The 21873-nt window shown below is 69.6% G+C and carries 21 protein-coding genes; 12 read left to right on the top strand and 9 right to left on the bottom strand.

The features are described 5' to 3' along the window. Positions 1 to 32 precede the first annotated feature (32 nt). Together AB7I40_RS02400 and AB7I40_RS02395 are read left to right on the top strand one after the other, a co-directional pair. On the top strand, positions 33 to 1166 hold the full coding sequence (locus AB7I40_RS02400; protein WP_428343443.1) for a YihY/virulence factor BrkB family protein: 1134 nt from the start codon (positions 33 to 35) through the stop codon (positions 1164 to 1166). After that, the gene (locus AB7I40_RS02395) at positions 1163 to 1804 is read left to right on the top strand and encodes a YigZ family protein (protein ID WP_428343442.1); all 642 of its coding nucleotides are present in this window, start codon (positions 1163 to 1165) and stop codon (positions 1802 to 1804) included. The genes AB7I40_RS02400 and AB7I40_RS02395 overlap by 4 nt, the downstream gene beginning before the upstream one ends. On the opposite strand, the gene AB7I40_RS02390 is transcribed toward AB7I40_RS02395, so the two are convergent. Further along, positions 1771 to 2145, bottom strand: a complete 375-nt coding sequence (locus AB7I40_RS02390; RefSeq protein WP_428343441.1) for a YchJ family protein — start codon at positions 2143 to 2145, stop codon at positions 1771 to 1773. The genes AB7I40_RS02395 and AB7I40_RS02390 overlap by 34 nt on opposite strands. A gap of 18 nt (positions 2146 to 2163) precedes the next feature. Between AB7I40_RS02390 and AB7I40_RS02385 the strand changes: the two genes are divergently transcribed. Then, positions 2164 to 2910 carry a VOC family protein gene (locus tag AB7I40_RS02385; protein ID WP_428343440.1) on the top strand — a complete coding sequence of 249 codons (747 nt, stop codon included), beginning with the start codon at positions 2164 to 2166 and terminating at the stop codon, positions 2908 to 2910. Further along, on the top strand, positions 2907 to 3443 hold the full coding sequence (locus AB7I40_RS02380; RefSeq protein ID WP_428343439.1) for a DinB family protein: 537 nt from the start codon (positions 2907 to 2909) through the stop codon (positions 3441 to 3443). The genes AB7I40_RS02385 and AB7I40_RS02380 overlap by 4 nt, the downstream gene beginning before the upstream one ends. A gap of 5 nt (positions 3444 to 3448) precedes the next feature. Here AB7I40_RS02380 and AB7I40_RS02375 read toward each other — a convergent pair whose 3' ends face one another. Continuing rightward, positions 3449 to 3832 carry a VOC family protein gene (locus AB7I40_RS02375; RefSeq protein WP_428343438.1) on the bottom strand — a complete coding sequence of 128 codons (384 nt, stop codon included), beginning with the start codon at positions 3830 to 3832 and terminating at the stop codon, positions 3449 to 3451. A 26-nt stretch (positions 3833 to 3858) separates the two neighbouring features. On the opposite strand from AB7I40_RS02375, the gene AB7I40_RS02370 reads away from it, so the two are divergent. The 5 genes from AB7I40_RS02370 to AB7I40_RS02350 all read left to right on the top strand — a co-directional run bounded on the left by AB7I40_RS02370 (position 3859) and on the right by AB7I40_RS02350 (position 8979). Continuing rightward, a complete protein-coding gene (locus AB7I40_RS02370) occupies positions 3859 to 4413 on the top strand; it encodes an N-acetyltransferase family protein (protein ID WP_428343437.1) in 555 nt (184 codons plus the stop codon). A gap of 73 nt (positions 4414 to 4486) precedes the next feature. After that, a complete protein-coding gene (locus AB7I40_RS02365; RefSeq protein WP_428343436.1) occupies positions 4487 to 5344 on the top strand; it encodes a universal stress protein in 858 nt (285 codons plus the stop codon). 62 nt (positions 5345 to 5406) lie between these two features. Continuing rightward, entirely contained in the window at positions 5407 to 6807 is a 1401-nt protein-coding gene (locus tag AB7I40_RS02360; protein WP_428343435.1) for a magnesium chelatase, read from the top strand. Next, entirely contained in the window at positions 6800 to 6970 is a 171-nt protein-coding gene (locus AB7I40_RS02355) for a hypothetical protein (protein ID WP_428343434.1), read from the top strand. Before AB7I40_RS02360 ends, AB7I40_RS02355 begins: the two co-directional genes overlap by 8 nt. Next, positions 6967 to 8979, top strand: coding sequence for a vWA domain-containing protein (locus tag AB7I40_RS02350; RefSeq protein ID WP_428343433.1), 2013 nt, complete (start codon positions 6967 to 6969; stop codon positions 8977 to 8979). Before AB7I40_RS02355 ends, AB7I40_RS02350 begins: the two co-directional genes overlap by 4 nt. A 9-nt stretch (positions 8980 to 8988) precedes the next feature. On the opposite strand, the gene AB7I40_RS02345 is transcribed toward AB7I40_RS02350, so the two are convergent. Genes AB7I40_RS02345 through AB7I40_RS02330 form a run of 4 tightly spaced genes read right to left on the bottom strand, consistent with a single transcriptional unit; the run spans position 8989 to position 12314 of the window. Continuing rightward, positions 8989 to 9972, bottom strand: a complete 984-nt coding sequence (locus AB7I40_RS02345; RefSeq protein ID WP_428343432.1) for a hypothetical protein — start codon at positions 9970 to 9972, stop codon at positions 8989 to 8991. Then, a complete protein-coding gene (locus AB7I40_RS02340) occupies positions 9972 to 10487 on the bottom strand; it encodes a SigE family RNA polymerase sigma factor (RefSeq protein ID WP_428343431.1) in 516 nt (171 codons plus the stop codon). The genes AB7I40_RS02345 and AB7I40_RS02340 overlap by 1 nt, the downstream gene beginning before the upstream one ends. 48 nt (positions 10488 to 10535) lie before the next feature. Next, entirely contained in the window at positions 10536 to 10946 is a 411-nt protein-coding gene (locus AB7I40_RS02335; RefSeq protein WP_428343430.1) for a nuclear transport factor 2 family protein, read from the bottom strand. Between the two features lie 30 nt (positions 10947 to 10976). Further along, entirely contained in the window at positions 10977 to 12314 is a 1338-nt protein-coding gene (locus tag AB7I40_RS02330; protein ID WP_428343429.1) for an ABC1 kinase family protein, read from the bottom strand. Between the two features lie 158 nt (positions 12315 to 12472). Between AB7I40_RS02330 and AB7I40_RS02325 the strand changes: the two genes are divergently transcribed. After that, complete coding sequence (locus AB7I40_RS02325) at positions 12473 to 13741, top strand: DUF222 domain-containing protein (protein ID WP_428343428.1); 1269 nt, start codon at positions 12473 to 12475, stop codon at positions 13739 to 13741. A gap of 37 nt (positions 13742 to 13778) precedes the next feature. Here AB7I40_RS02325 and AB7I40_RS02320 read toward each other — a convergent pair whose 3' ends face one another. Genes AB7I40_RS02320 through msrA form a run of 3 tightly spaced genes read right to left on the bottom strand, consistent with a single transcriptional unit; the run spans position 13779 to position 15460 of the window. After that, a complete protein-coding gene (locus AB7I40_RS02320; protein ID WP_428343427.1) occupies positions 13779 to 13955 on the bottom strand; it encodes a hypothetical protein in 177 nt (58 codons plus the stop codon). 41 nt (positions 13956 to 13996) lie between these two features. Next, positions 13997 to 14761 carry a nucleoside phosphorylase gene (locus tag AB7I40_RS02315; RefSeq protein ID WP_428343426.1) on the bottom strand — a complete coding sequence of 255 codons (765 nt, stop codon included), beginning with the start codon at positions 14759 to 14761 and terminating at the stop codon, positions 13997 to 13999. 54 nt (positions 14762 to 14815) lie between these two features. Next, positions 14816 to 15460, bottom strand: a complete 645-nt coding sequence (gene msrA / locus AB7I40_RS02310) for a peptide-methionine (S)-S-oxide reductase MsrA (protein WP_428343425.1) — start codon at positions 15458 to 15460, stop codon at positions 14816 to 14818. A 165-nt stretch (positions 15461 to 15625) separates the two neighbouring features. Here msrA and AB7I40_RS02305 point away from each other — a divergent pair, with 165 nt between their 5' ends. After that, on the top strand, positions 15626 to 16084 hold the full coding sequence (locus tag AB7I40_RS02305; RefSeq protein ID WP_428343424.1) for a hypothetical protein: 459 nt from the start codon (positions 15626 to 15628) through the stop codon (positions 16082 to 16084). A gap of 255 nt (positions 16085 to 16339) precedes the next feature. Then, positions 16340 to 21873, top strand: a 5534-nt coding sequence (locus AB7I40_RS02300) for a beta strand repeat-containing protein (protein ID WP_428343423.1), incomplete at its 3' end; no start/stop codon positions are given.

Below are 21873 nucleotides of genomic sequence, written 5' to 3'. Positions count from 1 at the left end.
AACAGCAGTGACCTGGCCGGTAGCGTTGCCTCGTGGGCAATGTCGCGAACGCGCTGGACCGGTTCCAGCGCAAGCACCCGCGCACATCCATTCCCCTGGCGGTGCTCTACAAGTTCTTCGACGACCAGGGCAACTACCTGGCCGCGATCCTGACCTACTACGCCTTCATCTCGATCTTCCCCCTGCTCCTGCTGGCCTCCTCGATCCTCGGGTTCGTGCTGCAGGGCGACCCGGAACTCCAGCAGACGATCCTGGACTCGGCGTTGGCGAACTTCCCGATCATCGGGGACCAGCTGGGCCGTCCCGAGGGTCTGCAGGGTTCGACGGGCGGGGTCGTCGTCGGCTCGTTGGCCGCGCTGTACGGCGCCATGGGGCTCGGTCAGGCGATCCAGAACACCATGCACGTGGCCTGGTCGGTGCCCCGCAACAGCCGCCCCAATCCGTTCCTGCAGCGACTCAAGAGCCTGTTGCTCCTGCTGACCGCGGGGCTGTCGGTCCTGGCGGTCTCGGTGGTCTCCGCGCTCGGCAGCAGCACCCAGGTGTTCAGTGACCGGGTCGATGCCGGGCTGAAGTGGCTGATCGTCGTCGCGACGGTCCTGGTGGTCGGCACCGTCTTCGCGCTGCTGTTCCGGCTCGCCGCGGCCGGGGGCAGCGGCGGGCGAAGCCTGCGCCGGGCAGCTCCGGGGGCCTTCGCGGTCGCGATCATGTGGCAGGGCCTGCAGTACGCCGGCACCTTCTTCGTGTCCCGGGTCCTGGTGAACACGAGCGCGATGACCAAGACCTTCGGGCTGGTGCTCGGGCTCATCGGACTGATCTACATCGCCGCGGTGATGGCGGTGCTCGGCATCCAGATCAACGTGGTGCTGGCGCGCAAGCTGTATCCCCGGGCCCTGCTCACGCCGTTCACCGACGCCGTGGACCTCACCGATGCGGACCGCCGGGCCTATGCGAGCTATGCCCGCGCCCAGCGCCACAAAGGCTTCGAGACGGTGGAGGTCACGTTCGCCGAACGGGTCACGAAGCCACCGGATCCGGCGGCCGAGACGACGCCCGAGGAGCCCGAGGAACCCGAGGAACCCGAGGAACCCGAGGAGCCCGAGGAACCCGAGGAACCCGGGTCCCAGGCGGAGTCGAGGTCGGCGCCCGGGGATCGCGTCACGCCGTGAGCGTGGAGCACTACCTCGTGCCGGCCGGCGAGGGAGTCGCGGAGATCGAGGTGAAGCGGTCGCGCTTCCGGGCGCTGGTGGTCCGCGTCGAGGACGAGGACGCGGCCCGTGCCGTCGTCGAGCGATCGCGACGGGTGCACTGGGATGCCCGACACCACTGCTCGGCGTTCGTGATCGGACCCGACGCCCGGCTGCAACGATCCTCCGACGACGGCGAGCCGGCCGGCACGGCCGGCGCCCCGATGCTGGAGGTCCTGCGCGGCCGAGGGGTGTGCGACGTCGTGGTGGTGGTGACGCGCTGGTTCGGCGGAGTGCTGCTCGGCGCCGGAGGCCTGGTGCGTGCCTACGCGGACGCGGTGCGTGCCGGTCTCGACGACGCAGGCACTCTGACCAGGCAGCGCGTCTGGGAGCAGCTGTTGATCCTCGATCACGCAGAGGCGGGACGGGTCGAGGGCGAGCTGCGGCAGCGTGGCTTCCACGTCCTCGACGCGGCGTACGCCGACCGGGTGACGTTGCGGCTGGGCACTCCCGCCGCCCGCCTGGGCGAGCTCGGTGCCATGGTGGCCGAACTGACGGCCGGCAGCGCTGCGCCGGTCGACCTCGCTCAGTCCTGGGTGGACGTGAGCGCCTCCACGTAGACCCACCGCCCCCCGCGCAGCTCGAACCGGCTGCGTTCGTGCAGGACGTCGTCGCCGGCGGGGGTGCGGAAGTGAGCCCGGAACTCGACGATGTCGTCGTCGGCGGCCACCACCTCGAGGCCGGTCCAGGTGAGCGCGGGGCTGGTGGTGACGTCGTGGGGCCTGGTCCGCGGATGCCACGTGCGGAACACGTAGTCGAACTCGCCGAGCGCGTACGCCGCGTAGCGCGCACGCATCAGCTGCTCGGGGGATCCGGCCTGGCCGGTCCCGCGGTGGAGCGGGCCGCAGCAGGCGTCGTAGGCGAGCGTGGTGCCGCAGGGGCATTCCTGGGAGAACTGCACGCGCTCTAGTGTGACGCCATGGTCTTCTGGGTCACCGCCTTCTTGGACTTCGCGGCCGACGACGCCGAGCGCGGCCTCGCCTTCTGGCGCGATGTGACCGGGTACGCCGTGTCCGCGCGCCGCGGCGAGGACGACGAGTTCGCCACCCTGGTGCCGCCGGACGGCGACGAGTTCCTCAAGGTCCAGCGTCGTGGCGAGGGCAGCTCCCGGATCCACCTCGACGTGCACCACCACGATCCTCGGGCGGCCGCCGACCGAGCCGTGGAGCGGGGTGCCCACGAGGTGTTCGCGTCGCCGCACGGCTACGTGGTCCTGACCTCGCCCGGGGGGCTGACCTTCTGCATCGTCAGCCATCCCGGGCAGCGGCGACCCACTCCGGTGGTGTGGCCGACCGGCCACCACAGCATGGTCTACCAGGTCTGCCTGGACCTGCCCACGGCGACGTACGAGCAGGAGTTGGCGTTCTGGACGGCGACCTTGGGGGCGCGAGCGGAGGTGCTGGCCAGTCGAGCTGAGTTCTCGTGGCTGCGCCCGCCGCGGCAGTTCGCCCTGGACCTGCTCGTGCAGCGCCTCGACGACGCGCACGGACCCGTGCGTGCCCACCTCGATCTCGGCACGCCGCAGCGCCCGGCCGAGGTGGCCCGACATGAGGGCCTCGGCGCCACGGCGCTGGTCACTGAGGAGTTCTGGACCGTGATGGCCGACCCCGGAGGGCTCCGCTACTGCATCACCGATCGTGACCCGCGGACCGGGAGGCTGGCATGACCCGTGTGACGCGCCGGCTCGACCCGCCGCTCGCAGCCGACGAGGCCACGACCCTCCTGGCCTTCCTCGACTACCACCGAGACACCCTTCGTCGAAAGACCGAGGGCCTGACGCAGGAACAGCTCGCCATGACGCTCGCGCCGGCCACGCTCACGTTGGGCGGGCTGCTCAAGCACATGGCCCTGGTCGAGTCGAGCTGGTTCTCCGAGGTCTTCCTGGGTGAGCCGATGATGGAGCCGTTCGCCAGCGCCGACTGGGAGTCCGACCGGGACTGGGAGTTCACCTCGGCGCCGCAGGATTCTCCGGGCGAGCTTCGTTCACTCTTCGACCGGGCGGTGGCGCGCTCGGACGACGTCATCCGGGTGGCTCTCGACCTGGGCGGGCTGGACGGCCTGTCGGCCAAGGAGAGCCGCCGGGCGCAGCAGCCCTACAGCCTGCGCTGGATCCTGGTCCACATGATCGAGGAGTACGCGCGCCACAACGGTCACGCGGACCTGATCCGCGAGTCCATCGACGGGGTGACCGGCGAGTGAGTTCCTCAGAGCGTCTCGTGCAGGCAGAGTACGTTGCCGTCCGGGTCAAGGAACCAGGCCGCCTTCTCGCTCGCCATCACGCAGACGTGGTCGGTGGTCCTGAGCTCGGGCAGGTCGTAGTCCTGGAAGACCACGCCCCGCGCCTGCAGGCCGGCGATCTCGTCCTCGATCCCGGCGACCTCGAAGCTGAGCGCCGTACTCGGCGACGGGGTGGAGTCCGGGCGGGGGAGCAGCACCAACTCGGAGCCGCCTGCGAGCCGGTAGACCAGGCTGCCCTCGGCGTTGGTGCCGACGTAGGCGAGTCCGAGGTTCTCGGTGTAGAACTGCTGCGCGCGTTGCGGATCGGTCACGGGGAGCATCATCGCGACCGTGCTCTGGGAGAGAGCCATGGCGCACCTCCTTTGTCACCACCACCATGCCGCTCCCGACCCGTCGGCACCATGGCGCGTTCATCCCGTTCGACCCCGGGGTGCCCGTGACCATCCGGCTGGCCGTCGAGGACGACTGGCCAGGGATCTGGCCGTTCTTCTCAGCCACGGTGGCGCAGGGGGAGACCTACGCCTACCCGCTGGACCTCACCCCCGAGACCGGTCGGGAGTGGTGGCTCGCTCCACCTCCGTCGGCGACGGTCGTCCTGGAGGAGGAGGGGCTGATCCTGGGGTCGGCGAAGATGGGTCCCAACCGCCCCGGGCACGGCGACCACATCGGCACCGCCAGCTTCATGGTGGCACCGTCGGCTCGCGGCCGTGGGGTCGGGCGCGCGCTGGCGGAGTACGCCGTGCAGTGGCACCGGGAGCGCGACTTCCACGGAATCCAGTTCAACGCGGTGGTGGCCACCAACACGGTGGCCGTCCGGCTGTGGCGCGATCTCGGGTTCCAGATCATCGGCACGGTGCCCGATGCCTTCCGCTCTCCGGCCCACGGGCTGGTCGGGTTGCACGTGATGTACCTGCCACTCAGCAGGCCCTAGGTCCCTTGCCGGAGGTCCTTTGCGCCCTGCCTGTCGCTATCCGTGGGGGCAAGGCTGGGGCCAGGAGGAGATCATGGAGAACACCACCGTTCAACCCGGCTCGATCGTGGTCGGGGTCGATGGCTCGACAGCGAGCGACCGGGCCCTGTACTGGGCGGTCGACCAGGCGCTGCTGGAGAACCGGTCCCTCACGCTCGCCCACGGAGTCGGTCCGCACAGCATCATCATCGACCAGGCGGGCGTGGATCGTCTGGCGATCCTGGATGCCATGCGCGAGGACGGTCACGAACTGCTCGAGCGGGCGCGCACGCTCGCGCTCGGCAAGGCTCCCGAGCTGGTCGTCGACATGGTGCTGCGCATGCAGGACGCCAGGATCGTCCTCCTGGAGCTCTCGCACCAGGCCAGCATGCTGGTGCTCGGCTCCCACGGTCGCGGGCCGGTGCGCAGCCTGCTGCTGGGGTCGGTCGGACTCGCGGTGTCGGAGCAGGCATCCTGCCCGGTGGTGGTGTTGCGGCCCGAGCACGTCGGTGTGGTCCGCCGTGGCGTGCTGGTCGGGATCGACGGCACCCCGGAGTCCGCCGGCACGCTGGAGGTCGCCTATCGGCTGGCTTCCCTGCGCGGACTGCCGTTGGAGGTGATGCACTGCTACTGGGACGTGCGTGGATACGACCTCGAGAACGGCGTCGAGGAGGAGCGGCTGCTGGTCTCGGAGACCCTCAGCGGCATGGGCGAGAAGTATCCCGAGGTCCATGTCACCCGCACCATCAGCCGAGGCCTTCCCGACAAGTGCCTGCTGGAGGCTGCTCGGCGCATGGACGCCGTCGTGGTGGGTTCACGGCCCAAGACCTTTGCCGAGAACGTCTTCTTCGGCTCCGTCAGCCGTGGTGTCCTCGAACACGCGGATTCCGTCGTGGTCGTGGTTCCCCAGTAGCCGGGGAACCGGCGTTACCCGGGCGAAACCTGCTGCTTGGCGCGCGGGGTTAGCGTGAGGACGTGACCTCTGCTACCAGCGTTGCCCCCTCGATCAGCACCGTCGGCGAACTGCGTGCCTCGGGCCATGTGCAGAAGGGCCTCAAGCAGGAACTGCGTGACAATCTTCTCGCGGCCCTGAGGGAGGGCCGCGATCCGTGGCCGGGCCTGCACGGCTTCGAGGACACTGTCGTGCCGCAGTTGGAGCGCGCGCTCATCGCCGGCCACGACGTCGTACTCCTCGGAGAGCGCGGTCAGGGCAAGACGCGTCTGCTGCGCACCCTGGTCGGGCTCCTCGACGAGTGGACCCCGGTGATCGAGGGCTCAGAGCTCGGCGAGCACCCCTTCGACCCGATCATCCCGGTGTCGATCCGGCGCGCCGCGGCCGAAGGCGACGCGCTGCCGGTGGCCTGGCGGCACCGTGACGAGCGGTACGCCGAGAAGCTGGCGACACCGGACACCAGCGTCGCCGACCTGATCGGCGACGTCGACCCCATGAAGGTGGCTGAGGGACGTTCGCTCGGCGACCCCGAGACGATCCACTTCGGCCTCATCCCGCGCTCGCACCGGGGCATCGTGGCCATCAACGAGCTCCCGGACCTCGCCGAGCGGATCCAGGTGGCGATGCTCAACGTGATGGAGGAGCGCGACATCCAGATCCGGGGCTACGTGCTGCGCCTTCCCCTGGACGTCCTGGTCATGGCCAGCGCCAACCCGGAGGACTACACCAACCGCGGCCGGATCATCACCCCGCTCAAGGACCGGTTCGGTGCCGAGATCCGCACGCACTACCCGGTCCAGCTCGACGACGAGGTCGCCGTGATCCGGCAGGAGGCCGGCCTGGTGGCCGAGGTCCCGGACCACCTCATCGAGATCCTGGCCCGCTTCACCCGCAACCTGCGCGACTCCAGCAGCGTCGACCAGCGCTCTGGCGTGAGCGCGCGGTTCGCGATCGCCGGCGCCGAGACGATCGCTGCTGCCGCGCTGCACCGGGCCACCAGCCAGGGCGAGGACGAGGCCGTGGCGCGCGTGGTCGACCTCGAGACGGCAGTCGAGGTGCTCGGCGGCAAGGTGGAGTTCGAGAGCGGCGAGGAGGGTCGCGAGCACGAGATCCTGACCCACCTGCTGCGCACGGCCACCGCGGAGACGGTGCGACAGCACTTCCGCGGCATCGACTTCGCGCTGCTCGTCGACGCGATCGAGGCCGGCTCCATGGTGACCACCGGCGAACAGGTCACCGCCCGCGACTTCCTCACCGGGCTGCCGGTCCTCGGCGAGTCCGAGCTGTACGACGAGGTCTGTGACCGCCTCGGCGCCACCACCGACGGCACCCGGGCCGGCGCCATCGAGTTGGCCCTCGAAGGGCTCTACCTGGCCCGCAAGGTCAGCAAGGAGTCCGGTGGCGGGGAGACGGTCTATGGGTGACCTGTCCGTGCTCGAACAACCCCCGGTGGGGGAGCAAACCTCGGTGGTCGAGCAACCCCCGGTGGTCGCGCAACCCCCGGTGGTCGAGCAACCCCCGGTGGTCGCGCAACCCCCGGTGGTCGAGCAAACCTCGGTGGTCGAGCTTGTCGAGACCACATCATGAAGACGCGCTACGGACGCTACGACGGCGGGCCGGACCCGCTGGCGGCACCGGTCGATCTCGCCGAGGCGCTGGACGCCATCGGGGAGGACGTGATGGCCGGCTACTCACCTGAGCGGGCGATGCGCGAGTTCCTGCGTCGTGGCGGCCAGGACCAGAAGGGTCTCGACGACCTGGCCCGCCGGGTGGCGCAGAAGCGACGTGACCTGCTGCAGCAGCACAACCTTGACGGCACGATGGCCGAGGTGCGCGAGCTGCTGGACCGAGCCCTCCTGGAGGAACGCAAGCAGCTGGCCCGCGACGTCGACCTCGACGATGCCGACCGGGCCTTCGCGGAGCTGCAGCTGGACAACCTGCCCCCGAGCACGGCAGCAGCGGTGAGCGAGCTGGCGTCGTACGACTGGCAGAGCAGCCAGGCGCGGGCGGACTACGAGAAGATCAAGGACCTGTTGGGCCGCGAGATGCTCGACCAGCGGTTCGCCGGCATGAAGCAGGCCCTGGAGAACGCCACCGACGAGGACCGCGCTGCGGTCAACGAGATGCTGGGCGACCTGAACGAGCTGCTCGAGGCGCATCGCAACGGCGAGGACACCACCCAGCAGTTCGCCGACTTCATGGACAAGCACGGCGACTTCTTCCCCGAGAACCCCCAGTCGGTCGACGAGCTCCTCGACTCCCTGGCGCAGCGGGCTGCCGCCGCCCAGCGGATGCGCAACTCGATGACCCAGGAGCAGCGCGACGAGCTCGACGCGCTGGCGCAGCAGGCGTTCGGCTCACCGGACCTGATGCAGTCGCTGTCGCAGCTCGATGCCAACCTCCAGGCGCTGCGCCCCGGCGAGGACTGGGGCGGGTCCGAGGGTTTCGACGGGGAGCAGGGGCTGGGCCTGGGCGATGGGACCGGCGTACTGCAGGACCTGGCCGATCTCGACGCGCTCGCCGAACAGCTCGCCCAGTCCTACGACGGCTCCCGGATGGACGACGTCGACCTCGACAAGCTCGCTCGCCAGCTGGGCGACGAGGCTGCCGTCGACGCGCGGACGCTGGCCCAGTTGGAGAAGGCGCTGCGCGACACCGGCTACCTCAAGCGCGGCTCCGACGGCCAGCTCCGCTTGTCGCCCAAGGCGATGCGCGAGCTCGGGAAGGCGCTGCTGCGTGACGTGGCCGCTCGGATCTCCGGGCGCCAGGGCCAGCGCGACGTGCGCCACTCGGGAGCCGCGGGCGAACGCTCCGGAGCCACCCGGGAGTGGGCGTTCGGGGACACCGAGCCCTGGGACGTCACCCGGACCGTGACCAACGCCGTGATCCGGACCGTGGGGGAGGGCGGAGATGCTCGCGCCGGCGTCCGCCTCGACATCCGAGACGTCGAGGTCACCGAGACCGAGGCGCGCACCCAGGCGGCCGTCGCGCTCCTGGTGGACACGTCGTTCTCGATGGCGATGGACGGGCGCTGGGTGCCGATGAAACGTACGGCGCTCGCGCTGCACCAGCTCATCAGCACCCGCTTCCGAGGTGACGCCCTGCAGATGATCGCCTTCGGGCGCCATGCGGAGGTCATGGAGATCGAGCAGCTGACCGCGCTCGATGCGAAGTGGGACAAGGGCACCAACCTGCACCACGGGTTGCTGCTGGCCAACCGGCACTTCCGCAAGCACCCCAATGCCCAGCCGGTGCTCCTGATCGTGACCGACGGTGAGCCGACCTCCCATCTGGAGCCCGACGGCGAGGTCTACTTCTCCTACCCGCCGCACCCGTTGACCATCGCCCACAGCGTCAGGGAGCTCGAGAACGCCGGGCGACTCGGCGCCCAGACCACCTTCTTCAAGCTGGGGGAGGACCCGGGCCTGGCCAGGTTCATCGACCAGATGGCCAAGCGGGTCGACGGCAAGGTCATCGCTCCCGAGCTGGACGACCTCGGTGCCGCCGTCGTGGGCTCCTACCTGGGTGCCCGCGGTGGCGCGTCGTCCTACCGCGACCACTTCGGCGACTTCGGCGACCGGGGCTTCTGGGTCTGAGCCCCCGGCTCAGGGCCGCACGTCGGTTGCGAGGCGCATCCGCCACGGTTGCCCGGTCACCGAACCGGACTGCACGAACCCCACCAGACAGCTGTCCGCGGTGAACCTGATGATGTCGCCGTAGTCGGTGAGAACGACCAGCCTCCCGGCGGTCCGGTCCTCGCATCCCCGTGCGATGCCACCCCCGGGGATGCTCAGTGCGTCGCGCCACGCATCCTGCACGACCTGCAGCTCGTCGGCATCGAGCGCGCGCTGCTGGCGGCCCGGTCCGCAGAGGGCGGCTTTGCTGATCGACTCGACTGCCGGGTCGAAGTGGATCTCGGTGGTGCGCCAAGCGCACAGGTCGGAGGCGTCGAAGCTGGCTGAGGGCCGTTCGAGCTCGCGGCGTTGGCCCGCGAGCTGTTCGAGGAGCACCTGACGCATCCCCAGGGCGTCGCGGAGGGTGCCCGACACGTCGGCCAAGGCGCAGGCCATCACCGGCACCACCGCCTGCTCGCCAGCGGTGCCGGTGAACACCATCACCGCTGTCGGCGGCGCCGGCGTCACCGCCATGCAGGCGGCCGGGTCGCCCGCCGGGAGGCTCTCGAGTCGGGCGACGAGGTCGGGCAGGCCGGTGACGAGGGCGTCCTTCGGCAGGGACGGCACGAGGCTGGTGAGCGTGCCGACGTCGCAGAACCGCACGCTGACCAGGTCCGTCGGGAGTGGTTCGCTCGCGTAGGTGTCCAGGCCGGTGTCCGGGCACGGACTGGTCGTGAACGGGTCCGGCGTCGCGCTCGCAGGGTCGGCAGCACCGTCGTGTGGTGCACCGGACCGCAGAGCTAGCGGCACGAGGACGGCGGCCAGCACCGCGGCGCCTGCGATCGACGCGGCGACGGTACGCTGAGCGCGGACGGTGCGGCCGCGGCCCTCGATGCTGCGCGGGTCCACGACGGTGTCCGGGGCGTCGGGGACGAGCCGGGCGAACTTCTGGCGCAGTTGGTCCTCGGTGTTCATCAGTCCTCCTCGGTGAGCAGGTGGGAGGCACGCAGCGAGGCGAGCGCCCGGGACGACTGGCTCTTCACGGTGCCGATCGAGACGCCGAGTGCCTCAGCCGTCTGGGCTTCGGTGAGGTCCTCGAAATACCTCAGCACCAGCACTGCGCGCTGCCCGCGGGGCAGGGTGGCCAGGGCCAGCACGAGGTCACGGCGTTCGTCGGACAGGGTGGTGTCGGCGAGCCTCGCGGTGTCCGGCAGCGCGCCGGTCGGGATCTCGCCGGTCCAGCGGCGCCGCCACCAGTCGGTGTAGGTGGTGACCAGCGCGCGCCGTACGTAGGACTCGACGGCGTCACCCTTGGTGATCGAGGACCACCGCAGCCAGCACTTGACCAGGGCCGTCTGGAGCAGGTCCTCGGCCTTCTGGGCGTCACCGGTCAGCAGCCACGCGCTGCGCCACAGGTCTCGACCCCGCGCCGCCACGAACTCCTCGAACGTGGGGGCACGTTGCTCGCTCACCACCGCAGCCTCTCGCATCGCGTCCTCCTTCACCTGCTAGAACGAGGTGGCGGCGCGCGATGGTTGTCACGGATGCGCAGGCGGCTGCGGGCCTCGGGCGAGTTCCTGCGCCATCCGCGGCATCAGGGCGTTGAGCCCGGACAGCGGCCGCACCATGACGGTGAAGTTCGAGATCAGCCCGTCAGCGTCCCAGGTGATCATGTCGATGCCGTGCAGCTCACGGCCGTCCACCTCGGAGACGAACTCCAGGACGGCGGAGTCGGCCCCGACCCACTCGCGCTCGTAGCGGAAGTGATCGCCCAGCACCGACATCGCGGCGGTGAGATAGGCGGCCACGAGGTCCGCCCCTTCCTGTGGCGCGTAGACGGCGGGGGAGCGGAACACCGCGTCGGGTGCCAGCAGCCGGCGTACCCCGGCCACGTCCCCGGTCTCGATGACGGCGTGCCAACGGGCGAGGGCAGAGCTGAGGTCGGTCATGTCTGCGATCCTCGCATCCCCTGCCAGGGATCAGGCCGGGTCGGCGAAGCCCGGCAGCGACTCGGTCAGGATCTGCCGGAAGCCGGCCTCGGCTCCCAGCTGGCTCAGGACGCCGAGTCCGCCCAGCCAGGTGCGGTGGATCAGCAGGTACGACGGCGGCAGGTTGATCTTCAGTGCCAGCGTGTACGCCGGGTCGCGGGGATTGTTGATGCGCTGGAACTGCGCGCGCATCCAGTCGCGGGAGAACTGGAAGGTCTCCACCTGGGCCGGCTCGACGAACGGGGAGAGGTAGTCGAGCAGCTGGTCGGGGTCGATCTTGACCCCGGGCTTGATGAAGCCCTCGTCGCGCAGCCCCTCGAGAAGCTCGGTGGGGTCCTCGAGGGCCGCGATGCGGATCAACGCGCCCATGGCGGGGGGCAGGGTGCCGCCGGCGAGCCTGGCCACCGCGCCGAAGTCGAGCACGCCCATCCGGCCCGGCTCGCCGTTCGGGCCGGGGATGATGCGGAAGTTGCCCGGGTGGGGGTCGGCGTGCAGCATGCCGGTGCGTGCCGGTCCTGCGAACAGGAAGCGGAAGAAGAGCTCGCCGTAGTGGTTGCGCTCGGCTTCGGTCCCTTCCGCGATCACGCGAGCCAACGAGTAGGGACTGTCGAGCCATTCGGTGATCAGCACGGTCTCGCCGACGGCGACCACGTCCGGCACCACGATGTCGGGGTCGTCACGGAACGCTTCGGCGAAGGTGCGCTGGGCATCAGCCTCGAGCTGGTAGTCGAGCTCCTCGTTGGCCCGCTCGAGCAGCTCTGCGATGAGGGGCTTGATGTCGACGCCGGGCAACATCGAGCCCACCGTGCGGCCGAGGCGGGCCAGCTGCTTGAGGTCGGAGCGCAGCGCGTCGCCCGCACCGGGGTACTGGACCTTGACGGCGACCTCACGCCCGTCGTGCCAGCGTCCCTTGTGCACCTGCCCGATCGACGCGGCAGCGGTGGGGCCACCGTCCAGCCAGACCAGTTGCGTGCGCCAGTCCGCACCGAGGTCGCGGGCCAGGGCCTCACGGACCTGACCGGTGGGCATCGGGGGAGCCGAGTCCTGGAGCTTGGTGAGCTGTTCGCGATAGGGCCCGATCACGTCCTCGGGCAGGGCCGACTCGAGCACCGACATCGCCTGGCCGAACTTCATCGCTCCGCCCTTGAGGTCTCCCAAGGTGCGGAACACCTGCTCGGCGGTGCGCTGTTGGACCTCGGCCAGGACGACTTCAGCCGGCTTGCCACCGATCCTCTTGCCCAAGCCGAGGGCGCTGCGTCCGGCGAACCCCAACGGGAGGGCAGCCAGGCGGGCCGTGCGCGCGGCGGCCTTGCGGGGGAGTTCGGTCACGCCCTCAGTGTTGCCTATTGCGCCAACCTGGATGCCTGATCACCGCACGGGGTGCCCGACGGGTCTGCCGGGGTCGTGATCACATCGTTATTTTAGTCGGGGTGCAAGCCGCCACATTTCGGGCGTGAGTTGTCGGCGCGCGTTGGTGGGATGGGGTCATGACAGCTCTGGCCTCCGATGACCGGCATGTGGTGACACGTGTGGTCGATGAGCTGTCTGCGGACGTGTCGGGACTGGTGGGGGTGTCGTTGTGGTCGATGGACGCTGCGGAGACCGCCTCGACGTTGGTGGCCCTGACCCGGCTTTCGGCGCAGGTCGCCGAGCTGGAGCTGCGGGTGGCTGCGCATGCCGAGCGGATCCGGGTCGAGGACGCCAGCGGGGCGACGTCTGCGGCGTCGTGGTGGGCACATGTCACGCGCCTGACCCGACGCACGGCGCAGCACCGGATGGCTCTGGCCCGGGCGTTGGACACCGGGCACGAACCGGTGCGTGACGCGTTCGCGGCCGGTGCCGTCGTGCTCGAGCAGGCCGAGGTCATCGTCCGTGCGGTGGCCGAGCTTCCCGACGACGTGGGCCCCGCGAACGTGGCCCGTGCCGAGTCCGAGCTCGTGGCGTTGGCTGGTGAACATGACGCGAAGCGCCTACGGGTGCTGGGGCGCCGCATCCTCGACGTCGTGGCCTCCGAGGTCGCTGAGGCCCAGGAGGCCCGGTTGCTGGCGCGCGAGGAACGCGCAGCCCAGGCATCGGCGAGGTTCACCATGGCCGACGACGGCCACGGTCGGGTGCATGGACGGTTCACCCTGCCGGCCGCGCAGGGCGCGATGCTCCGCACCGCGCTGACCGCGCTGGCCGCACCGCGCCATCTCGCCGCGCACAGCGGCGGTGGGGGTGGGCCGATGCCGTCGGCGCAGAGGCTGGCGACCCCCGAGCGACTGGGGCAGGCGTTCGCGGAGTACGTCGAACGCTTCCCCACCGATCATCTCCCGAGCACCGGTGGCGTCAACGCGACCATCGTGGTGACCATCCCGCTCAGCACTCTGCAGGCCGGGGCCGGTGCCGGCACGCTGGACACCGGCGAGCCGATCACCGCCGACCAGGCCCGTCGACTGGCCTGTGAGGCCGCGATCATCCCCGTCGTCCTCGGCGGGAACTCCCAGGTCCTCGACCTCGGCCGGCGACGCCGCCTGCACACCCGAGCGCAACGCATCGCCCTCGCGCTGCGCGATCGCGGCTGCACTGCCGAGGGCTGCGACTGGCCCCCCGCACTGTGCCACGCCCACCACGACCATCCCTGGTCCCACGGCGGACCCACCAACCTCATCAATGGCCGTCTGCTCTGCCCCAGGCACCACACCCGAATCCACGACCCCACCTACCAGACCACCCACCTACCCAACGGCAAGATCACCTTCACCAGACGCACCTGAGCCCGAAAGCCGTTCAGGTCGCCTGACTCCGGTTGGTTCAGCTCGCTTCGAGCTCGAAGAACAGGAAGCTGATGAATGAGCTGCCGTCCGACTTGGGCAGCAGTTCCGTCGGAGTGTCTGCCGCGGGTGGCGGCTCGATGACCGCCCTGATCCGGAACCCTGCGTCGACGAACGAGCTGATGACAGGCGGTGGAGCTGATCTCGGTTCAGGCATGACAACTCTTCCACCTGACCGGCGCGCCGGAGCCGGCGATTTCAGTCGAAGCTCGAGTGTCCGAGGGCCAGCGCCGCCGTGGCGGTGATATCGAAGAGGTCCTCCCGGACGTCGGAGAGGCTCTGCCAGGAGCGGTGATTCCACGAGGAGCCGGAGAGGTCGTCTCCGCAGTAGACGACCTGCGCGAGCCGAACGCCTCTGAATCTCGCGACGGCCGCCAGTGCCGCCGCCTCCATCTCGACCGTGAGGCATCCCTCGTCTCGTCTGGCGGCGATCTTCTTGGGAGTCTCGCGGTAGGGCGCGTCCGTGGTCCAGGTCAGGCCGGAGACGTACGGTGCGCGGCGGCTTGCAAGGACCCGTTCGAGCGTACGGCGGGCCTCGGGGTCCGCTTCGATCTGGCGTCCGGGAGGCAGATAGTGAAAGGACGTCCCCTCGTCACGAAGGGCCGCGGACACCACCACGAAATGTCCCAGGGTCAAGTCCTCATGGAGGGCGCCGGCCCCGCCGCAGACCATGAAGGAGCGGCACCCCAGGGCGATCACCTCTTCCAGAAGCGCCCCGGCCAAGGGGGCGCCGACCCCTGACCGGAGCACCGCCAGCCGGCGACCGTCGTGCTCGACCTCGAGGAGAGGATGTGGCCCGTCCTCCCACCGGTTCTCGGCCAGCACGCGTGCACCCCGACGTTCCACGAGTCGATCAACGACGTCCCCGAAGAACGTGATGACGCAGGCCTCGGGAACATCGCGCCGGGCGATCTGCTCCGAGGGCTCGATGAACGCCTGAGGTGTGTCGTCGTGCTCGCTCAACGGGATGTGGAAGTGCCCGCCTCGACTTTCGGTCCTGTGCTCCACCTAGCAGGGTCAGGCGGTCTCGGGGAACTTGACGCCGGTGTTCGCGTGGCAGCGGTAGCCGAATGGGTTCTTCGCCAGGTACTGCTGGTGCTGATCCTCCGCGTAGTAGTACGTCGGCGCCTCACGCACCTCGGTGGTGATCTCACCGAGGCGGCGACGGGCCAGTTCCGCGCCGTACGTCGCGGTGAGCTCACGCGCGGTGGCCTCCTGCTCGGGGGAGGTGAAGTAGATGGCCGAGCGGTACTGGGTGCCGATGTCATTGCCCTGGCGCATGCCCTGGGTGGGGTCGTGGACCTCGAAGAACCGCTTGACCAGGTCCGCATAGGACACCACGGCTGGGTCGAACACGATCCGGATCGCCTCGGTGTGCCCGGTGCGCCCCGAGCAGACCTCTTCGTACGACGGGTGGGGTGTCGAGCCTCCGGCGTACCCGACCGACGTGGACCACACGCCCGGGATCTGCCAGTAGATCTCCTCGGCACCCCAGAAGCAGCCGAGCCCGAAGATCGCGACCTCATATCCTTCCGGCGCGGTGTCAGTGACGACCGGGGCGTCGAGCACGCGGTGCTTCTCGGCGATGTGGAACGGACTCTCCGAGCGCCCGGGCAGGGCGCGATCAGGGGTGACCATCTCAGTCTTGTTGCGGCCGAACACGTGTGCCTCCTGGTGATCGAATCTGGGTTCCAGTGTGTCCAACACGCTCAAGCGCCGGTTCGTTCCCGCTCGTGAGCCGTGTCCGCTGGGGTGTTCGGCAGACCGGTACAGTCTGCGCATGCCTGAGGCTCCTGACCGTCGGGGCCCGAGACGCTAGGGGAGATCGTGCTGAAGTCCAGCCGCATGTTGATCGTGGCCGTCGCCTTGCTGGTGAGCACCGCAGCGTGCTCGGGAGACGACGACCCCAAGGGCGACAAATCGCCCAGCGCATCCCCGACGGCGGCCAGCTCCGGGGTGATCACCCCGACCAAGCTGCCCGACATCCCCAAGTTCGACGGCAAGAACCAGGGCATCATCAAGGACGTCGTCGTCGACTCCTGCGACACCGACCCAGGCACGGTCAAGGCGGCCGGCACGGTCACCAACTCCGCCAAGCAGAGCAAGGACATCGTGGTCGTCATGGGCTGGGCAGCCACCACCGGTGGCGACCTCGTCGCCCGCGGAGTAGCCACCCTGAAGGACGTCCCTTCCGGTGAGACCGTCGACTGGGACGTCGAGGCCGATCTCAAGTTCGACGGCGCCGTCGGCTGCGTCCCGACCGCGTGGCGCGGCACCCTTCGCTGAAGACGGGCGCGGAGAGTACCCACTCCGCCGAAAATCATGTTGGGATTTCCCCCTTTCTAGTGGCGTTTGTCCAGACAACCTCGATAGCATGACGCGCGCAGTCGGCCTCGGGACTGTGGGGACGCTGGGGCTGACTGGTCACTGGGAAGAAATGGGGATGGGATGCGCCGTTGCGCACGGGTGCTGGTCTCTGCACTCGTTGTGCTCGCCGTCCTTCCCGTTCTCACACTCACACCTCCGGCGGCTGCCTATCGGGTGAACACAGCGGCCTGGACCGGCACCACCGCCACTCCCTCCACCGTGACCATGCCCGACGGGCTCGTCGTGAGCTCGGCGGTCACCGGCGGGATGAGCCACGTCGGCCCTGTCGCGATGAACACCAACGGTGGCACCTCGGCGATGTACACCCCCGGGATCGGGACCGGCACCCCGTTCAAGCAGGGCCGCCTCGACACCGGAGACTGTCCGGCCACGGGACTCTGTTCCAACCTCGGCACCTGGACCATCTCCTTCAGCCAGCCCGTCACCAACCCCGTCATCCACCTCACCGGCATCGGCGGCGCGAGCCTGACCGAAGGAGGCGGTGGCGTCACCGCGATGTCGTCCCTGCGCGCCGTCCCCGTGCTCACCGGCAGCTCGCCGGCGGGAGCCACCCTCGGGGCGCCGAGTGCGGGCTCGACCAACCTGGCGGTGACCGGTGGCGCCACGGTGGGCGCGGACAACGGAAGCACCGCACCCTCCTGCAACTCCCGGAGCGCGACCACGACGAATGGCAACACCGTCACCTTCGCCGACTTCGCCGGCTGCGGCAGCGTCCCGGTCGTCGGGACCGTTACGTCGGTCACCTTCCGGATGGACGCACTGTTCACCGCTGTCATCGGTGGGGGGACCAACTCGGCCACGTCGGCTGACGCCTTCAGTTGGGGTGTCACCTACGACGAGGACTTCGGCGATGCGCCCGCGTCGTACGACCCCACCCGGGCGGCCGCCCACGCGATCGGTGACCTGAAGATGGGGTCGATCGTCGAGGCCGACAACGTCACCGTCGCCAACGCGACGACGAGCCCCAACGCGGTGGCCGCCGGCGCCAGCGCCAACGGGAGCAACGGCGACGGCCTGGAGGAAGATGCCTTCACGGCCCTCCCGGTGATCAAGACCAGTCAGATCGGCTCGGCCTACAACCTGACCGTCCCCATCTCCGGGGCCTCGAAGGCCGGGCAGGTCTGTGGGTGGATCGACTTCGACGGCAGCGGCACCTTCGCCACCGGTGAGCGGGTGTGCGGGAACTTCGCGGCCGGTGCCACGAGCGTCGCCCTGAGCTGGACGATCCCGACGACCGCGGAGGCACGGGTCACCTATGCGCGCTTCCGGGCGGCGTACGGCACGACCCAACTTGCCAACGCCACCGGCTTCGCCGACTCCGGTGAGGTCGAGGACTACACCCTCGTGATCCAGCCCACGATCAATGTCGCCAAGGTGATCCCCGGCGGCGCCGCGGGCGCCTTCAACCTGTCGGTCAACGGCACGCAGGTCCGAGCCGCAGCCAGCAACGGCGACAGCAGCGGACCCAAGACCTTCTTCAACAACTCGACCTTCGGGGTCCCCGACCTCACGGTCGCCACCAACCCGGCCACCACGGCCACCCCGCTCACCATCACCGAGGCGCCGACCGCCGCGACCACCGGCACCTACACGACCACGTGGGCGTGTGTGAACGCCGTCGGGACCACGGTCTCGACCGGCACCGGGACGAGCATCTCCCTCAACTTCCCGGCCTCCACCTCGGTCACGTCGGGGCGCCAGCAGGACATCACCTGCACGTTCACCAACACCGCGCAGCCGTCGATCGACCTGGTGAAGACCGCCGGCACCCCTGTCGACGTGAACAGCAACGGCCGGGTCGACGCGGGCGACACCATCCCCTACAGCTTCCTGGTCACCAACAACGGTGGGTCGGCCCTCACCGCCGTGGGCGTCAGTGACCCGAAGGTCGGTCCGGTGACCTGCCCGGTGACCACGCTGGCCGTCGGGGCGAGCACGACCTGCACGAAGAGCTACACGATCACGCAGGCTGACGTGAACAGCGGATCGGTCAACAACACCGCCACGGCCACGGGCACCTCACCCACGTCGGTCGTGGTGACAGCCAACTCGTCCACGTCGACCCCGACCAGCACCGTGCGCTCGGTCAGCCTGGTGAAGACCGCGGGGACGCCGGTCGACGTCAATGGCGACGGGCGGGTCAACGCGGGCGACACCATCGCCTACACCTTCCTGGTCACCAACACCGGAGCGCAGACCCTGACCGCGGTCGGGGTCACCGATGCCAAGGTCGGCACGGTCACCTGCCCGGTGAGCACGCTGGCTCCCGGCGCCTCGACCACCTGCACGGCCGCGGCCTACACGATCACCCAGGCCGACGTGAACTCAGGAAGCGTCGCCAACACGGCCACGGCGACCGGGACCCCGCCGACCGGAGCGGCGGTCACCGCGACCTCCTCGACCTCCACCACGACGAGTGCCCTGAAGCGGATCGTGCTGGACAAGGTGGCCGGCACGCCGGTGGACGTCAACGCCAACGGGCTGGTCGACGCCGGGGACCGCATCACCTACACGTTCCTGGTGACCAACACCGGCGACGTCACGTTGACCTCGGTGGGTGTCACCGACAACCTGGTGGCATCGGTCAGCTGCCCGGTGACCACGCTGGCCCCCGGCGCCTCGACCACCTGCACCGCACCGGTCTACGTCATCACCCAGGCCAACGTCGACGCCGGCAGCGTGAACAACACCGCAACCGCGACCGGCACCCCGCCCACGGGGGCGGCGACGACCAGCACCGACAGCACCTCGACCGCGACCAGCGGTGCGGCCACGCTCACGCTCACCAAGTCCGCCGGGACCCCGGTCGATGTCAACGCGAACGGCCGGGTGGATGCCGGCGACACCATCGCCTACAGCTTCCTGGTCCGCAACACCGGCGCGGTCACCCTGACCGCCGTCGCGGTCAACGACGCCAAGGTCGGCACGGTCACCTGCCCGGTCACCACGCTCGCCCCCAACGCCACCACGACATGTACGGCGACCTACACGATCACGCAGGCAGACGTGAACACCGGCGCCGTCGCCAACTCGGCGACCGCCTCAGGCACGCCCCCGTCGGGCCCACGGGTCACCTCGTCACCGTCGACCACGTCGACCCCCACCAGCACGATCCGCACGATCACCCTGGACAAGGCCGTCGGTGGCATCACCGACGTGAACGGCAACGGCCGGGTGGACGCCGGTGACACGATCGCCTACACGTTCCTGGTCACCAACACCGGGGCCCAGACCCTCACCTCGGTCAGCATCACCGATCCCAAGACCGCCCCGGTCTCCTGCCCGGTCACGACGTTGCAGCCGGGTGCCTCGACCACCTGCACGAAGACCTACGCGATCACGCAGGCCGACGTGAACGCAGGCGCCGTCAACAACACAGCCACGGCCAACGGCACCCCGCCCACCGGAGCGGCCATCGCCTCTGCGCCTGACTCGACCTCGACGCCGACCTCGACCATCGCCACCCTGACCCTGGTCAAGGCGGCGGCGGCCCCGGTCGACGTCAACGCCAACGGCCGGGTGGATGCCGGCGACACGATCGCCTACTCGTTCCGGGTCACCAACACCGGCGCTGTCACGCTCACGTCGCTCGCGATCGCCGACGCCAAGGTCGGCACCGTCACCTGCCCGGTCACCACGCTCGCCCCGACCGACCAGACGACGTGTACGGCGACCTACACGATCACGCAGGCCGACGTGAACGCCGGCTCGGTGGTCAACACCGCCACGGCCAACGGTCGCAACCCCGGCAACACGCTGATCACCTCGGCGCCCTCCGGGACCACGACTCCGACCTCGACCGTTGCCACGCTGTCGCTCACCAAGTCCGCTGGCACCCCGGTCGATGTGAACGCCAACGGTCGGGTGGATGCGGGGGACACGATCGCCTACAGCTTCCTGGTCCGCAACACCGGTGCCGTCACGCTGTCGACCGTCGCGGTGAACGACGCGAAGGTCGGCACGGTGAGTTGTCCGCTGACGACGTTGGCGCCGAACGCGACCACGACGTGTACGGCGACGTACACGATCACGCAGGCTGATGTGAACTCTGGCGCGGTGGCGAACACGGCGACGGCGAGCGGGACGCCGCCGACGGGTCCGGCGGTGACGTCGGCTCCGTCGAGCACCTCGACGCCGACCTCCACGGTGCGCAGCCTCTCCCTGGACAAGACCGCCGCAGCTCCCACGGACGTGAACAACAACGGCCGGGTGGATGCGGGCGACACGATCGCCTATGCCTTCCTGGTGACCAACACGGGCGCCCAGACGCTGACCGGGGTCAGCATCAGCGACCCCAAGGTCGGCACGGTCTCCTGCCCGGTGACGACGTTGCAGCCGGGGGCCTCGACGACGTGTACGGCGACCTACACGATCACGCAGGCCGACGTGAACTCCGGTGCGGTCAACAACACAGCGACGGCCAACGGCACGCCACCCACTGGCGCGGCCATCGCCTCCCTGCCGGACAGCACCACGACGCCCACCTCGACCATCTCCGCCCTCACCATCGACAAGAACGCCGGCACCCCGGTCGACTTCAACGGCACTGGTCGGGTGGATGCGGGGGACACGATCGCCTACACGTTCCTGGTGACCAACACCGGTGCGGTGACGCTTACCGCGGTCGGGGTGACGGATGCGAAGGTCGGCACGGTCACCTGTCCCAGCACGACCCTGGCTCCCGGCGCCTCGACGACGTGTACGGCGACCTACACGATCACCCAGGCCGACGTGAACACCGGGGCGGTCAACAACTCGGCCACCGCACGTGGCACGCCGCCGACGGGACCGGTGGCCAACTCGGCCCCCGACACCACCACGACGCCGACCTCGACCCTGCGCTCGCTGAGCCTGGACAAGACCGCGGGGGCGCCGGTCGATGTGAATGCGAATGGTCGGGTGGATGCGGGCGACACGATCGCGTACAGCTTCCTGGTGACCAACACCGGTGCCCAGACCCTCACTTCGGTGGGGATCTCGGATGCGAAGGTCGGTGCGGTGACGTGTCCGGTGACGACGTTGCAGCCGGGGGCCTCGACGACGTGTACGGCGTCGTACACGATCACGCAGGCTGATGTGAATGCGGGTGCGGTGAACAACACCGCGACGGCGAACGGGACGCCGCCGACGGGTGGTCCGATCGCTTCGGCGCCTGACTCCACGAGCACGCCGACCAGCACGGTGGCGACGTTGTCGTTGACGAAGTCGGCTGGGACGCCGGTGGATGTGAACACCAACGGTCGGGTGGATGCCGGGGACACGATCGCCTACAGCTTCCTGGTCCGCAACACCGGTGCGGTGACGTTGACCGGGGTCGCGGTGAGTGATGCGAAGGTCGGCACGGTGAGTTGTCCGGTGACGACGTTGGCGCCGAATGCGACCACGACGTGTACGGCGTCGTACACGATCACGCAGGCTGATGTGAACTCCGGTGCGGTGGCGAACACGGCGACGGCGAGCGGGACGCCGCCGACGGGTCCGGCGGTGACGTCGGCGCCGTCGAGCACCTCGACGCCGACCTCCACGGTGCGCAGCATCTTCCTGGACAAGACCGCGGGGACGCCGGTCGATGTGAATGCGAATGGTCGGGTGGATGCGGGCGACACGATCGCGTACAGCTTCCTGGTGACCAACACCGGTGCCCAGACCCTCACTTCGGTGGGGATCTCGGATGCGAAGGTCGGTGC

It is taken from the genome of Nocardioides sp., from assembly GCF_050246775.1.
Taxonomy (GTDB): Bacteria; Actinomycetota; Actinomycetes; order Propionibacteriales; family Nocardioidaceae; genus Nocardioides.
The sequence above is the reverse complement of the archived record's forward strand: the minus strand, read 5'-3'. Positions and strand labels throughout refer to the sequence as shown.

Bases quoted from the DNA above. Each gene is read 5' to 3' on its own strand.
- AB7I40_RS02385 (WP_428343440.1), top strand. From the start codon at position 2,164: ATGGTCTTCTGGGTCACCGCCTTCTTGGACTTCGCGGCCGACGACGCC.
- AB7I40_RS02380 (WP_428343439.1), top strand. From the start codon at position 2,907: ATGACCCGTGTGACGCGCCGGCTCGACCCGCCGCTCGCAGCCGACGAG.
- AB7I40_RS02375 (WP_428343438.1), bottom strand. From the start codon at position 3,832: ATGGCTCTCTCCCAGAGCACGGTCGCGATGATGCTCCCCGTGACCGAT.
- AB7I40_RS02370 (WP_428343437.1), top strand. From the start codon at position 3,859: ATGCCGCTCCCGACCCGTCGGCACCATGGCGCGTTCATCCCGTTCGAC.
- AB7I40_RS02365 (WP_428343436.1), top strand. From the start codon at position 4,487: ATGGAGAACACCACCGTTCAACCCGGCTCGATCGTGGTCGGGGTCGAT.
- AB7I40_RS02355 (WP_428343434.1), top strand. From the start codon at position 6,800: ATGGGTGACCTGTCCGTGCTCGAACAACCCCCGGTGGGGGAGCAAACC.
- AB7I40_RS02350 (WP_428343433.1), top strand. From the start codon at position 6,967: ATGAAGACGCGCTACGGACGCTACGACGGCGGGCCGGACCCGCTGGCG.
- AB7I40_RS02345 (WP_428343432.1), bottom strand. From the start codon at position 9,972: ATGAACACCGAGGACCAACTGCGCCAGAAGTTCGCCCGGCTCGTCCCC.
- AB7I40_RS02340 (WP_428343431.1), bottom strand. From the start codon at position 10,487: ATGCGAGAGGCTGCGGTGGTGAGCGAGCAACGTGCCCCCACGTTCGAG.
- AB7I40_RS02335 (WP_428343430.1), bottom strand. From the start codon at position 10,946: ATGACCGACCTCAGCTCTGCCCTCGCCCGTTGGCACGCCGTCATCGAG.
- AB7I40_RS02325 (WP_428343428.1), top strand. From the start codon at position 12,473: ATGACAGCTCTGGCCTCCGATGACCGGCATGTGGTGACACGTGTGGTC.
- AB7I40_RS02320 (WP_428343427.1), bottom strand. From the start codon at position 13,955: ATGCCTGAACCGAGATCAGCTCCACCGCCTGTCATCAGCTCGTTCGTC.